This window comes from Rhodococcus sp. NPDC003322, from assembly GCF_053589555.1.
In genome coordinates this window covers 154111-168139 of sequence record NZ_JBSFSC010000007.1, presented here as the reverse complement: position 1 = coordinate 168139, position 14029 = coordinate 154111, and the positions used below count along the sequence as shown (strand labels likewise).

Below are 14029 nucleotides of genomic sequence, written 5' to 3'. Positions count from 1 at the left end.
ACAATCCAGAATCCTCCTCCGCTGACCGCCGGTCACGCGGAATAGGCCAAGATGTCGGGCATGGGGGGAACAGGGAACACGATCGTGCTGCCGATTCGAGCGCTCGCCGGGCGGGGGGTGCCGCCCGAGGGACCCGAGCACGGCAGGGGCCCGTACTGGTACGTCCTTGCCTGTCGGACGCCGAAGGTCTGCACGGCACACGGACTTCCGCAGGTTCGACGGATCTCGGTGGGCGCGCGGACGAGGCCGGTGGCCTCGCGTACCCCGGCGCGGCGTTTCGGATTCGCCGCCAACATCTTCTCGACCGCGGCCGGGTTCTCCGAGGACGCGCAGCGGGCCGTCGTCGTCAGAACGCGCTGGCCGGTGTGCCGAACGTGCGACCGTCGTCGCCGCGGCTACTTCACGCTCTTCCTGGCCATGCTCGTGGGCGCGTTGCTGGGCTGGATCGGCGCCGCGGCGGTCGCGGTCACCTCCGGCCCGAACCCGGCGTTGGCATGGCCGCTCGTCGCGTGCCTGGCGCTGGCCCTGGGTTCGGTCGTCCCGTTCGTCGTCGGATCGTTGCCGCGGCTGATGCGCATTCACGCGGCGCCCGACGGCTCGGGTCTGATCGTGGAGGATCCGGACCCGAAGTTCGTGGCCGCGCTCGCCTCGGGTGGATCGACTCGATCCGCTGGTGACCCGGTCACCAATCCGAGCTGAGGATGCCTCGGATCGGGCGGTCGCCGTCGTCGTCGAACGTGGCCGCGTCACGACGCCGGTCGAGTGTTCGCCCCAGTTCGTCGAGCCTGCGCCCTCCCTCGTCCGCCAACGCCTCCCGGTCCGACTCGTCGAACTGCCGGTACTGCTCGGCGAACGATCGAACCAGCGGACCGAGCACCTGATCGAAGACGGGCGACGCGGCAAGGTCGCGAAGGCTGCGCCTGCCCGCGACGACCTCCGCGGTCGCTGCGCTGAAGTCCGCGTCACGGCTCTTCGCCGCCAGCAGCTTCAGACTCGATGCGAGGTGAGCGGACACGGCGCGGTCACCACGCGCGACATCGAGCGGAGTCTCGTCCGGCGTTGTCATCTAGACCCCCGGATGGTCGTAGGAACGGACCGGGAGCCGGTTGGCATCGAGATCGTGGAGGCCCCCGAGCGTGCCCGCGATCACGCCGACGCCACCCTGGACCGCGTTCCAGGTGTTCGAGTGAAGGGTCAGCACCTCACCCCACACACCCATCGCCCTGGTGATCGTCACGGCGGCAACCGCGCCCACCAGCAGGGGCCCGATCACCGTGGTCCCGGTCGCCGCCGCGGCAGCCATCTCCACGGCAGCCTGGATGAGGAGGTCCATCAGGAATTCCCACAGCCCCTTGAGCCCCTGCGCGGCCTCGTACATGCCGGTCGCCATGGCCGTGAGCTGGTCACCGATCTGCTCGACCACCCTCGCCTGGTCGTTGACGGCAGCACCGAGCTCCGCGAAGTAGGCGGCCGCCGCATCGGCGGCGTTGCCGTCCCAGGTGTGCCGTACCCCGTCGACACCGCTGCGGATCACGTCGGCGCAGGTGCGGTTGTACTCGGCGAGGTTGGCCAGTGCGTGCCCCGCCTTGCTCACGACCTCCCAGTCGCCGGCGAACTGTTCGGCGACCCACTCCCACGGGTTGGTGCCGCAGACGAGGTCCGCGACCTGCCCGACCCAGTACGACGCGCTGATGTACTGCGATCCACCGATGATGTTCTCGACGAGGTCCGGCACCGGATCGGTCGCGGCGGGGTCCGTCAGGTGCTCGAGCGGGTTCGGCGCCATCAGGCCACCTCGTACGCGGCGTCGAGGTTCGCCGCGTTGGCGGCTTCCATCTCGCGGTAGGACCGCGCCGCGCGGTTCAGTTCGGCGCCGGCGTCGGCGCTCAGCGTGGCCAGGCCGGTGTACGCGGGGTCGAGCTCCGCGAGCACGTCGGAGACCTTCTCGACGACGGGCGCGAACATCCGCCCCTCCGCGTAGCCGATCTGCAGCCATTTGTGCAGGTAGTCCTTGGCCTGCTGGGTCTGCGACGCGAGTGTTGCCAGCGTCGCCGCGAACGAATCCACGTCGTCCGGGTCGACCCTGAATTCCGACATGTGTGTCCCCCTGCTACATCCCCCAGCGCGCGAGCCCGCGCACTCCCGCGCGCAATCTATCACCGGCGCGGCCCCGTTTCGCCTGGTGCAGAACCGCCCCGCGACCACGCCTGAACTGCCCCGATCGGCCGTTTTGTGCCGCCCGCGACGCTCCCCCGGCCAAAAATCGCTTTACCGACAGTGGCACGATGGTCGGGTGACCGCATCGGAGCCCTCCCACCACGCCCACATCCAGCCGCGCGTCCTGAACCAGTCCGCGAAGCTGCAGAACGTGCTGTACGAGATTCGGGGCCCGGTACACGCGCACGCCGCACGGCTGGAGTCGGAGGGGCACCGCATCCTCAAGCTGAACATCGGCAACCCCGCCCCGTTCGGGTTCGAGGCGCCGGACGTGATCATGCGCGACATGATCGCCGCGCTGCCCACCGCGCAGGGCTACTCGGAGTCCAAGGGCATCCTGTCGGCGCGCCGCGCGATCGTCACCCGCTACGAGCTGGTGCCGGGCTTCCCGGATCTCGACGTCGACGACGTCTACCTGGGCAACGGCGTGTCCGAGCTGATCACCATGACGATGCAGGCGCTGCTCGACAACGGGGACGAGGTGCTGATTCCGGCGCCGGACTACCCGCTGTGGACGGCGACGACGTCGCTCGCGGGCGGCACCCCGGTGCACTACCTGTGCGACGAGGCCGACGGCTGGAACCCGGACATCGCGGACATCGAGTCGAAGATCACGCCGCGCACCAAGGCGATCGTGGTGATCAACCCGAACAACCCGACCGGCGCGGTGTACTCGCAGGAGGTGCTCACCCAGATCGTCGCGCTGGCGCGCAAGCACTCGCTGCTGCTGCTGGCCGACGAGATCTACGACAAGATCCTCTACGACGACGCCAAGCACATCTCCCTGGCGACGCTCGCGCCGGACCTGCTGTGCCTGACGTTCAACGGCCTGTCGAAGGCGTACCGGGTGGCCGGCTACCGGTCCGGCTGGGTGGCGATCACCGGCCCGAAGGATCACGCCACCAGCTTCCTGGAGGGCCTGAACCTGCTGGCGTCGATGCGACTGTGCCCGAATGTGCCCGCGCAGCACGCGATTCAGGTGGCGCTCGGCGGCTACCAGAGCATCGAGGATCTGATCCTGCCCGGCGGCCGGCTGCTCGAGCAGCGGGACGTGGCGTGGGAGCGGCTGAACATGATCCCGGGTGTCTCGTGTGTGAAACCCCGTGGCGCGCTGTACGCGTTCCCGCGGCTGGACCCGGACGTGTACGAGATCCACGACGACGAGAAGCTGGTGCAGGACCTGCTGCTGCAGGAGAAGATCCTGATGGTCCAGGGCACCGGATTCAACTGGATCGACCACAACCACCTGCGGATCGTGACGCTGCCGTGGGCCCGTGATCTGGCCGTCGCGATCGAACGATTCGGCAACTTCCTCGCTAGCTACAGCCAGTAACGATTCCGCAGCGGATTCACCGTGAGTCCGCGCGTCGGACATTCATGCGCATGGTCCCGACCGTAGGGTGTTTCGCGAACCGCCCCCTACCCAGTACGGAGCGCTGCACGCATGACAGTTCGACTCGTGCCTCAGATCGTCGTCGCGGGTGTGGCTGCCGCAATGGTGGCAGTTGTCCCGCCGACGGCACAGGCCGCCCCCGTCCGGCAGGACGCGTCGCTGCCCCTGTCGACGGTCAGCGGCGTTGGAACACTGAGTTTTTCGGGACGCACCGACGAGGTGACACTCCAGATCCCGGTCCCGCAGGGGCTCATTCCGGCAGCCCTGCGCGGCACACTGCAGGTGCCGGCGGGTGCCGGTCGCGGGTGGGTCGACGTGCTGTCGGGCGGCCGGGTGCTCGGGCGGGTCGAGGTGCCGTCCGGCGAACCGACGGCACAGGTCACGCTGCCGCTGGCGGGTGCCGCGGTCGTGAACAACGCCGCGCAGGTGACGCTCCGCTCGTATCTCGTACCGGTGGACGACTTCTGGTGCGCGGACGACTGGTCCGACGGGTCGCTGTCGATCGTGAACGCCACCGTCGACTACACCGGTGACGAGGCGCCGCCGACGGTTCTCGCGGACTACCTCCCGCCGGTGCTCACGCGCCTGTCGATATACGTGCCGCCGGAGCCGACGCACGACGTGACCGCGGCCGCGCTCGAGTTCGGCGCCGCGATCGCCGCCCGCTACGCCAACCAGGACCCGGCGATCGAACTGCGGGCGCTGGCACCCGGCGCGGCACTGCCCACCGATCCGGTCGGCCGGCTGGAGCGCCAGGTCGTGGTGACCGAGTCGGACGTCAACTCCACCACCCTGACCACGTCACCGGCCGGGGTTCCGGTGCTGACGCTCACCGGTAGGGCCGACGGACTGCTCAATCAGACGCGGCTGCTGACGAGCAACCTCTCCACGATCACGGTCGCCACGGAGGCCACCGCGGGTTCCCTGGCCGCAGCGCCCGGCATCGCACCCTCCCTGACGACGCTCGGCGACCTGGGCGCCAGCAAGCTCACCGCGACGTCGACCGGCCGCGTCCAGGTGCGGATCGGGATCGACCAGACCAAGCTCGGCCGACCGTCAGGACCGGTGGACGTACACCTGATCGGCAACTACACGCCGCTGCCGAACACCCAGAACGGGCAGATCACCGTCACCGTCGGCGACACGACCCTCGACCGGTGGCCGGTGGACGCGGACGGCCGCATCGACCGCTGGGTGACGATTCCTCCGGAGTCGATGTCGCGGTACACCGAGCTCGTGGTCACGTTGCAGGTGGCGGGCGCCATGACCTGCGGGTCGACCCAGCCGGTGACACTGAGCCTCGATCCCGCGGGCGCGGTGCGGAGCGAGACCACGCTCCCACCGCAGCCGGGAGGCTTCCAGGCCCTGCCCCAGTCGCTGATGCCCACCACCCAGATCGGGTTGCAGGACGGCACATTCGCCGATGCGCGGCGGGCGATGACGATCGTCACCGGCCTGCAGGGGCTGACCGTCACCCCGTTCCGGCCCGAGCTGGTCGACCTCGACACGGCCGTGAACTCCGACAGCCCGGCGATCCTGATCGCCGCGGACGGCGGTCTGCCGGACTCGGTCCCGCTGCCGCTGCGGGTGACCGGCGACGACACGGTGGAACTGACGAACCTGACCGCGGACACCGCGCCCGAGACGGTGGACGTGCCGGGATTGCGGTTCGGTTCCCTCCAGGCCGCGTGGGACGACGACCACGACCGGATGCTGTTGGTGGCGACGTCCACCGACGCGCCGCAGAGCGTGGACCGAATCCTCGACTGGCTGTCGGCGGACCGGAACCGGTGGTCGTCGCTGTCCGGTGACGCGCTGTTCCAGACCGGCGACCGCGACCCGGTGACGGTGTCGGCCGAGCAACCCGCGCCGGCGGTCGACGAGACCACCGGGGTGGTCCGTGGGGTGCTCGTCGCCGGCGGACTCCTGCTGCTCGCCGGGATGGCCGCCGCGACGGCCCTGTTGATCCGCACCCGGCGCCGATCGAAGTCCTGAGTCGAGCGCTCCATGACGACGACGTCCGTGCCCGTGCCGGTGGCGCCGGAGCCGACCGGCAACCGAGTGCTGGGCACGATCGTCGCGCGGTTCGCGCTGATCGCGGTCCTCACGGCCGTCGCCTTCTGGGAGTCGTTCACCCGCACCACCATCGACACCCTGCCCGGCGGCCTGTTCGGCTATCTGCTGATGATGCCGCTCGTGGTGTTGGCGATGGCGATCGGGATCACTCGCCGCAAGCACGACGAGCTTCCGATCCACGATCGTGAGGTGGATGTCATCGTCGGCGGTATCGCGCTGGCGCTGTCGGTCGCGACATACGGGCTGCTCGTCCCCCGCTACCGGGACACCTTCTATCTGCTGCGGACCGACCTGTTCGCCCTGCTCCTCTTCGTGTTCGGCGCGTGTGTCCTCTTGTTCGGACTGCGCCCCGCCGGCCGGTTCTGGCCGATCTGGTTCCTGCTCGTCCTCGTCTCGCCCCTGGGCTACCGGATCGCCGTCACGTGGCTCGGGGGAACGTGGGTTTCGGTGGCGCTGGTGTCGACGCTGCTGATCTCGATCGGCATCGGGGTTGCCGTCGCTCGTACCGATCGGCTGGGCTGGATCGGCTTCTTCGGGACATTGACGCTCTCGCTTGCGCTGCTCGCCGTCCAGCTGCTGGCCGGCCGGCCCGAACTGCTCGGCCCGTTGTCCTCGCGGCTGGCGCCGGTCACGGCCGGAGCCGTGGTGGCGTTCACGATGCTCGGACGGTCGGTGCGGCGACGGGACGTCAACTGGTCCCTGCGCCCCGAGCGGCCGTCGCCGGTGACCCGGCCGTGGAAGACAGGCCTGTTCGTGACCGCGACGGCGGCGGTGCTGGCGATGATTCCTCTTCCCAAGGAGCTGAACATCCCGATCGCGGAAGGCCCTCCCCCGGCGGACGCCCCCGGCCTGGCGACTCCCTCGGGCTGGACGCAGACCGGTTTCGCGGGGTACGACTGGGCCGACCGGTACTTCGGCCCGGACGCGGCCATCGTCCGGCAGACCTGGACCGCGGACGAGGTCGATCCGGCCTGGGACGACAAGGGCCGGCGCCGGACGGTGGTCGTCGACTCGCTGCTCACCCACGATCCGGACTCGCTCAACATCTTTCCGGGTGAGACCCTGTATTCGACGCTGAGCGGCCGCCGGTCTCCGATTGTGCGGGTCGACCTCGGCTCGGGGGTCACCGGGTTGCTGTACACGATCGTCGATCAGGACCTGTTCCTGACCTGGACGAAGCTTCACTTCGACTGGACTCGTGGTGACGGGACGGTCCAGGTGGTCAACCTCATCGCCGTCGACAACCACGAGCCCGACGCCCGGTTCCCCGATCTCGACCCGGAGGCCGCATCGGTGGCATCTCAGACGGTGAACGTGCTGTTCCGGGGCAACGCCGTCGAGGTCGACGCGAACCCCGACTACAAGGATGTCGACCTGCTGTCCGCCCTGGGCCGCGATGTGGTCGCCCGGCAGTGGGAGGAGTTCGGATGACCTCTCCGGACGTCGGCCGGGTGCAGCCACCCGATGATCCGGCGACAGCGTCCGCCGAGTTCCGCGAACGCGCACTGCACGACGCCGTGCAGGGTCTGCGGGAGCGGAACCCCGACGCGTCCGCCGCGGTCGCGTTCGCGCCGTGGCAGCGGAACCTGCTGATCGTGCTGGTGGCGATCTTCGTGGTGTGCATGGTCGTGTCCCCGCTCGGCACACTGACATTGATGACGGGCATCTGCACGATCGCGTACGTGCTCACGCTGGGCGACCGTCTGGTCATCTTCCGGAAGGGACTGGCCGCGGACGCCATCATCCGGGTCACCGACGACGAGGCCCGCGCGATCGCGGACGAGGACCTGCCCCCGTACACGGTGCTCGTGCCCGCATATCACGAGCCGGAGGTGATCGGGCAGCTGATCGGCGCGCTCGCCCGCCTCGACTATCCACGCGACAAGCTGCAGGTGCTGCTGCTGCTCGAGGAGGACGACGACGTCACGATCGAGGCCGCCCGCGCGGTCGGTGTCGACGAGATCGTCACCGTCGTCCTGGTTCCCGAGTCCCAGCCACGCACGAAACCCAAGGCGTGCAACTACGGTATGCACTTCGCGACCGGCGACATCATCACCATCTACGACGCCGAGGACCTGCCCGAGCCGCTCCAGTTGCGCCGTGTCGCAGCGACGTTCGCGATGCTCGATGATCGGGTGGCGTGTGTGCAGGCGAAGCTCGCGTACCGCAACGGCTCGCAGAATCTGCTCACGGGCTGGTTCACGGTCGAGTACGGGGTCTGGTTCAGCTACCTGCTGCCGGGGCTGATGCGGCTGAAGGCACCGATCCCGTTGGGCGGCACGTCCAATCACCTGCGCCGCGCCGTCCTCGACGACATCGGAGCGTGGGATCCGTTCAACGTCACCGAGGATTCCGATCTGGGTGTGCGGATCGCCGCCAACGGCTACACGACCGCGGTGTTGGAGTCGACGACGCTGGAGGAGGCGAACAGCGACCCGATCAACTGGTTGCGTCAGCGCTCGCGCTGGTACAAGGGCTATCTGCAGACGTGGCTGGTGCACACACGGCACCCGGTGAAGCTGTGGCGGGCGATCGGCGCGTGGCCGTTCGTCCGGTTCACCCTGCTGCTGGCGGGGACGCCGCTGATCGCCTGCCTGAACATGGTGTTCTGGTTCATCACGATCGCGTGGTTGCTCGGACAACCCATCCTGATCGGCAGCATCTTTCCGCCCGCCGTGTACTACCCGGCGCTGGTGTGCCTGGTGTTCGGTAACGCCGCCACGATGTACATGAACCTGATCGGGGCGCGCGAGACCGGTACGCCGCGCCTGCTGCTGTCGTGCCTGACGGTGCCGCTGTACTGGTTGCTGATGAGCATCGCCGCGATCAAGGGGGTGTGGCAGCTGCTGTTCCGTCCGTCGTACTGGGAGAAGACGTTCCACGGTCTCGACAGCGGCGGGGTCGACGACCACGCCGGTGCGGCCGCCACGCGGGCGGGCGGGCCGACGCCATGAGGATGCTGCGCAGCCCCGCCCTGATCGTGTACGCGGCGAGTGCCCTGCTGTATCTGGTCGTCGGATACGTGCTGGCCGTGCACAACGGCTTCCTGCTCGGCGACGCGCTCAGCCGGGTCCAGTCGGCGCAGGGCGTCCTGTTCAGCCGCGACCCCCACCTGGCGAGCATCGGCTTCATCTTCACGCCGATGACGGCGCTGGTCGAGGTGCCGCTGGCCGCGTTCAACTCGTACTTCCCGAGCCTGACGCGGTACGGGATGGCCGGTGTGGTGATGTCGGCGTTGTTCATGGCCGGTGCGGCGGTGCAGATCTGGGCGATCGGCGGGGACCGCGGTGTGCCGCGCTGGCAGCAGATCGTGATCACCGTGCTGTTCGTCGCGAATCCGATGATCGTGTTCTACGGCGCGACCGGGATGAGCGAAGCACCGTTCGTGTTCCTGATGTGCTGGGCGGCGCGGCGGCTGATCCGGTGGAGCACGACCGACGACGTGCACGACCTGATCGGCTCGGGTGTGGCCCTCGGGTTGGCGTATCTGACGCGGTACGACGCCGTCGTGCCGATCGCGCTGGGCGCGTGTTTCGTCGCGCTGGTGACCTGGCGGCGGGCGTCGACGCACCGGTGGCAGACCGCGCTGATGGACGGTGTGATCCTGGCGGCTCCCGGCGCGTTGGCGTTCCTGGCGTGGGCGGCGACGAGTTGGCTGCTGACGGGTCAGGCCTTCGCGCAGTTCAGTTCCGTCTACGGGAACACGGCGATCCTCGAACAGTCCGGCGGACCGGCCACCGCGGGGCAGGCGACGTTCGCGTACTCGGCCGCCGAGCTGCTGGTGCTCGCGCCCGCGCTGCCGTTGCTCGTCCCGGCGGTCGCCGTGCTCGCGGTGCGACGCCGGGATCTCGAGGTGCTGGCGGCGACGCTGCTGTTCGGTTCCGTGCTGGCGTTCCAAGTGGTTTCGTATGCGACGGGCACGACCTTCCCGTTCCTGCGCTTCTACATCTGCGTCATCCCGCTGATGTGCATCTACGCCTTCCAGATCAGCCCCGCGCGCGGCGACCTCGGTGCGCGGCGGCCGGGCGCGTTCACGGTGCCACACGAGATGCAGGGCCCACGTCTGCGTGGGGTCGCGGTGGCGGCGACGGTGCTGCTCGCCGTGAGCGTGCCGCTGACCGCGGTCGGTATGGAGAGCCGCGGACTGTCCGTGCAGCAGTACGCCGTCGGGGCGTTGCTGCCGTTCGATCCCCAGGAGGGAACCGAGCAGGACCGGCAGCTGAGCATCCTGCGGTCGTTCGCCACCGAACGCGAGATCGCCGATCGTCTCGACGCGATGGATCTGCCGGATGGGTCGATCCTGGTGGACACGCTCTACGGGTTCGCCGTGGTCGCGGCGTCGGACCATCCCAAGCGGTTCGTGCTGCCCTCCGACCGTGACTTCGTGTCCGCTCTGAGCGAGCCGGCCGAGCACGGCGTGCAGTACATCCTCACCGTCCCGAACGAGGGACGGGGCACGGCCGACGCGGTCAACCGGCGGTACCCGACGATCTACGACAACGGCGCGCAGATCGCGATGCTCGAGCTGGCGATCCCGAACGACGGTGCGGATCAACCGGACTGGCGGCTGTACCGGGTCCTGAACAACCCGACCGAACCCGAGTGAGATCAGACGGGTCCGGGCCTCCCCGGCCCGAGCAGCCGGAACAACGGATCGCCGGGACCGATGTCGAAGGTGCACTCGGCGTGACGCGGGTTGGGCACGAACGCCCACAGCAACGCACCGGCGGTGCCCGCGGCACGCTGCCCGGCGATCTTGGTCCCGACGTCGAGCGCTCGTTGCGACAGTGACAGGCAGCTACCCGCGGCCTGACCGATCTCCGCGACGAGGAGCGGCTTGCCGAGCGCCGCCGTCTGGTCGATCCGGCGCGCCAGCCCGTTCCACTGGTCGCCGGGCAGGGGTACGCCGTCGGCGCCGTAGTCGTGGTACTGGAGCACGTCGACATTCGGGGACCGACCGATGTACCCGTATTCGTCGCCCTGTGTCCCACACTGCCCGCCTCCGGTCAGGCCGGCCGTGATCAGCCGCTGCGGGTCCAGTGCCCGCACCCGGTCACCGGCATGGTCCATGAAAGCGCGCAGGACCTCGGCCGCGTCGGGCGGGCACACCCGGTTCCCGAAGTCGCAGTCGCCGCCGGGGCACACGCTGGTCTCGGGTTCGCCGACGAGTTCCCACGCGGCGAGGGCCGGCGACGTCCGCCACCGCCGCACGGCGGTGTCCACCCAGTCCGCGAACGACATCGTCATACCCGGCGCCTGCTGCTGCCAGCCGCTGGCGTACCAGTCGCGCTGCTTGAACATGCCGTCCTCGCAGGCGCCGTCCTGCGCGGTCAGCACCGGCACGACGAGTTGTCCGTGCCGCTCCGCCGCGGCGAACACCGCATCGATGGGCGCGAAATCCACTGCACCGGTGAACTTGTTGGTGGCCAGCGCCGAGAAGGCGTTGAATCGGGTGAGCGTCATGCCTGGGAGCGACGAGAAGTACGCGTCGAGGTCCACCTGGGCGCCGCACCCGCGGTTGATCGACCAGTTCGTCGCCAGCTGGTAGGCGTTCAGCCCGACCGGCCACCACGGCTCGCCGTCGAGGGTGAGCGCGGTGCCGTCGGCGCCCACCCGGGCAGGGGCCGGGTCGGCGCTCGCGGCGCCGCCCGTCAGCACGGCGACACCTGCGACCACGACGGCCGCGCAGATACCGATCCACCGTCTGACCTGTGACCCGACCACGCAGGCAGGGTATCCCGACCGGTCGTCACCGTCGCGGTGATCGGCTCCGCCGAAACGATCTGCCGGGCCGTGGGACAGGGCACGTCGAACGTCGGGAACACCACCGCTCGAGGCTACCGTCGGGGAACGGGTCGACTGCCGGGACAGGCCGCGGGGTCGGATCGGTTACCGTGAATCGCGTGTCCTCCGATGTGAACAGCAGCCCCGCCCAGCCGAGCGAGTCCGGCCCCACCCTGTCGGTGTACGACGCGATTCGGATGCGGCGCGACGTGCGCGCGGAGTTCACCGGGGAGCGCATCGCGGACGCGCAGCTGACGCGGATCCTGCAGGCCGGTCACAACGCCCCGAGCGTGGGCAACACGCAGCCGTGGGACTTCGTCGTCGTGCAGGATCCCGACACCCTCGACACGTTCGCCGATCACGTCGCCGCCTGCCGCCGGAACTTCGCGGACTCGCTGCCGCCGGAGCGTCGCGAGACGTTCAGCCCGATCAAGATCGAGGGCATCCGCGAGTCCGCGACCGGGGTCGTGGTCACCTACGACCCGAGCCGGGGCGGGGCGAACATCCTCGGCCGGCACACCGTCGACGACACCGGAGTGTTCTCCGCGGTGCTCGCGATCCAGAACATCTGGCTGGCGGCGGTCGCCGAGGGGATCGGCGTGGGCTGGGTCTCGTTCTACGACGAGGACTACCTGACGTCGCTGGTGAAGGTCCCGGCCCCGATCCGGCCGATCGCGTGGCTGTGTGTCGGGCCGGTCTCGGAGTTCCAGGAGACCCCGGACCTGGTGCGGTTCGGGTGGCGTGAAGGCCGTCCGCTCTCCGAGGCCGTGCACCGCGAATCGTTCTGACCTGCGATCTCGGGTCGACAGTTCCGGATTCACGGCGTATCGATTGAACTCCGACACGAAATTCGACCCCCCGTGAGACAGATCCGGAAAGACACGGTAGATTCGGACACGACACCAATGGTGTCCAGCACGCTCGATTGCACCTCCCCCCCTGTGTGCAATCGGGCCGGTGGCGGGGAGACACCCCCCTGTACCCCGCCACCCTGCTGGGGGGATCCTCTCTTTCACCTCCGCCCTCGTGGTGTCCGGTCCGCGTTCCCGCCGACCGGACGGTCCCCGGGCGCTCGGTACCCTGACGCCATGCGGAGTCAGGCATCCACTCGATGAGCCACGGTCACGGCCACGGCCACACCGGTCCCGTCCCCGTCGGCCCCGTCGCCGCCCGCGTGGTGGTCGGCCTGCTCTCCGCGATCGGGCTCGCCGTGGTGATCGGCGCGATCGCGCTGTGGCCCAGCCGGCACAGCGTCGAGATCCCCCTCCCGTTCCAGACCGCAGGCGGTGGCGCCGTGGTGACCGAGGCGGGATCCGTCGTCACCTCTGACTTCGGCCCCTGCGGCAGCCCTTCGGTCGGGCGCCCGTTCACCGGCAATCCGGTTCCCCCACCGAACAATTCGTACGAGTGCCAGCGCAGCGTCGTCGCGATCGAGTCGGGCCCGAACGAGGGCACCCGCACCCTGCTGGAGATCGGACCGGGACCGGGACAACCGAACCTGGTGGCCGGCGAGAACATCCGGCTGGTGCGGCAGACCGACAACACCGGCGCCACCGCGTACTCGTTCGAGGACTACGCGCGCGGCTGGTCGCTGCTCGCGGTCGTGCTGGTGTTCGTGATCGTCGTGATCGTGGTCGCGCGGTGGCGTGGATTCCGTGCCCTGCTCGGCATTCTGGTGGCGTTCGCGGTACTGGTCGGTTTCATGCTCCCCGCGCTGCTCGACGGCAAGCCCGCGGTGCCGGTCGCGCTCGTCGGCGGCGCGATCATCCTGTACGCGGTGCTGTATTTGGCGCACGGGGTGAGCCTGCGGACCAGTTCGGCCCTGCTCGGCACGCTCGCGTCGATGGCGCTGGCGGCGGTGCTGTCGTGGGCGGCAATCGAGATGACGCACCTGACCGGGCTGTCCGAGGAACAGAACACCAACGTGCAGACCTACATCGGGCACGTCTCGATCACCGGGCTGCTGCTCGCCGGGTTCATCATCGGCTCGCTCGGTGTCCTCAACGACGTCACGATCACGCAGGCGTCGTCGGCGTTCGAGCTGGCCCACCTTGACCCCGACGCGAACCGGCGGTCGGTGTTCTCCGCCGCGATGCGGGTCGGCCGCGACCACATCGCCAGCACCGTCTACACCCTCGTGCTCGCCTACGCGGGCGGCGCGTTGCCGCTGCTGCTGCTGTTCTCGGTGGCGGGCCGCTCGATCACCGACGTGCTCACCGGCGACGCCGTCGCGATCGAGATCCTGCGCTCCGCGGTCGGCGGCATCGCGCTGGCCCTCTCGGTGCCGCTGACGACCGCCATCGCCGTCGCCCTGGCCCGGCCGCCGCGCTCGCAGGTCCCCCTCGCCGCACCCGCACCGGCCGTCCCCACCGCACGCGTCCTGCCCACGCACCCGCACATCCCGGCCGTCGCCCCTGCGCCCGGCGGACCCACCGCACCCGGTCGACCCCCCGCACCCCGGCCCCGGCCCGCCAGCGGCAGCGGCCGCCACGCCCGTCGCGAGTGAACGGAAGTGTTCGGTCGATCAGATCGACCGAACACTTCCGTTCACTCGGCGGA

The 14029-nt window shown here is 69.6% G+C and carries 12 protein-coding genes; 8 read left to right on the top strand and 4 right to left on the bottom strand.

Features of this window, described 5'->3' with window-relative positions; genetic code table 11:
* Positions 1-60: 60 nt before the first annotated feature.
* Positions 61-699 carry a hypothetical protein gene (locus ACWDUM_RS25675; RefSeq protein ID WP_450136165.1) on the top strand — a complete coding sequence of 213 codons (639 nt, stop codon included), beginning with the start codon at positions 61-63 and terminating at the stop codon, positions 697-699.
* On the opposite strand, the gene ACWDUM_RS25670 is transcribed toward ACWDUM_RS25675, so the two are convergent.
* Genes ACWDUM_RS25670 through ACWDUM_RS25660 form a run of 3 tightly spaced genes read right to left on the bottom strand, consistent with a single transcriptional unit; the run spans position 683 to position 2097 of the window.
* Positions 683-1066, bottom strand: coding sequence for a hypothetical protein (locus tag ACWDUM_RS25670; RefSeq protein WP_450136164.1), 384 nt, complete (start codon positions 1064-1066; stop codon positions 683-685). The genes ACWDUM_RS25675 and ACWDUM_RS25670 overlap by 17 nt on opposite strands.
* On the bottom strand, positions 1067-1786 hold the full coding sequence (locus tag ACWDUM_RS25665) for a WXG100 family type VII secretion target (RefSeq protein WP_450136163.1): 720 nt from the start codon (positions 1784-1786) through the stop codon (positions 1067-1069).
* On the bottom strand, positions 1786-2097 hold the full coding sequence (locus ACWDUM_RS25660) for a type VII secretion target (RefSeq protein WP_450136162.1): 312 nt from the start codon (positions 2095-2097) through the stop codon (positions 1786-1788). The genes ACWDUM_RS25665 and ACWDUM_RS25660 overlap by 1 nt, the downstream gene beginning before the upstream one ends.
* A 196-nt stretch (positions 2098-2293) precedes the next feature.
* Between ACWDUM_RS25660 and ACWDUM_RS25655 the strand changes: the two genes are divergently transcribed.
* From ACWDUM_RS25655 to ACWDUM_RS25635, 5 genes are all read left to right on the top strand, one after another.
* Positions 2294-3550: a pyridoxal phosphate-dependent aminotransferase gene (locus ACWDUM_RS25655; protein WP_450113935.1), complete on the top strand. Its 1257-nt coding sequence runs from the start codon at positions 2294-2296 to the stop codon at positions 3548-3550.
* 111 nt (positions 3551-3661) lie between these two features.
* On the top strand, positions 3662-5605 hold the full coding sequence (locus ACWDUM_RS25650; RefSeq protein ID WP_450136161.1) for a hypothetical protein: 1944 nt from the start codon (positions 3662-3664) through the stop codon (positions 5603-5605).
* A gap of 12 nt (positions 5606-5617) precedes the next feature.
* A complete protein-coding gene (locus ACWDUM_RS25645) occupies positions 5618-7117 on the top strand; it encodes a hypothetical protein (RefSeq protein ID WP_450136160.1) in 1500 nt (499 codons plus the stop codon).
* Complete coding sequence (locus ACWDUM_RS25640; protein ID WP_450136159.1) at positions 7114-8640, top strand: glycosyltransferase; 1527 nt, start codon at positions 7114-7116, stop codon at positions 8638-8640. The genes ACWDUM_RS25645 and ACWDUM_RS25640 overlap by 4 nt, the downstream gene beginning before the upstream one ends.
* 2 nt (positions 8641-8642) lie before the next feature.
* A complete protein-coding gene (locus ACWDUM_RS25635) occupies positions 8643-10292 on the top strand; it encodes an ArnT family glycosyltransferase (RefSeq protein ID WP_450136158.1) in 1650 nt (549 codons plus the stop codon).
* A gap of 2 nt (positions 10293-10294) precedes the next feature.
* On the opposite strand, the gene ACWDUM_RS25630 is transcribed toward ACWDUM_RS25635, so the two are convergent.
* Complete coding sequence (locus tag ACWDUM_RS25630) at positions 10295-11410, bottom strand: beta-mannosidase (RefSeq protein ID WP_450136157.1); 1116 nt, start codon at positions 11408-11410, stop codon at positions 10295-10297.
* Positions 11411-11649: 239 nt separating this feature from the next.
* Here ACWDUM_RS25630 and bluB point away from each other — a divergent pair, with 239 nt between their 5' ends.
* Positions 11650-12258, top strand: a complete 609-nt coding sequence (gene bluB, locus ACWDUM_RS25625; protein ID WP_450114047.1) for a 5,6-dimethylbenzimidazole synthase — start codon at positions 11650-11652, stop codon at positions 12256-12258.
* Between the two features lie 323 nt (positions 12259-12581).
* On the top strand, positions 12582-13976 hold the full coding sequence (locus tag ACWDUM_RS25620) for a YibE/F family protein (protein WP_450136156.1): 1395 nt from the start codon (positions 12582-12584) through the stop codon (positions 13974-13976).
* The last annotated feature ends 53 nt before the right edge of the window (positions 13977-14029 follow it).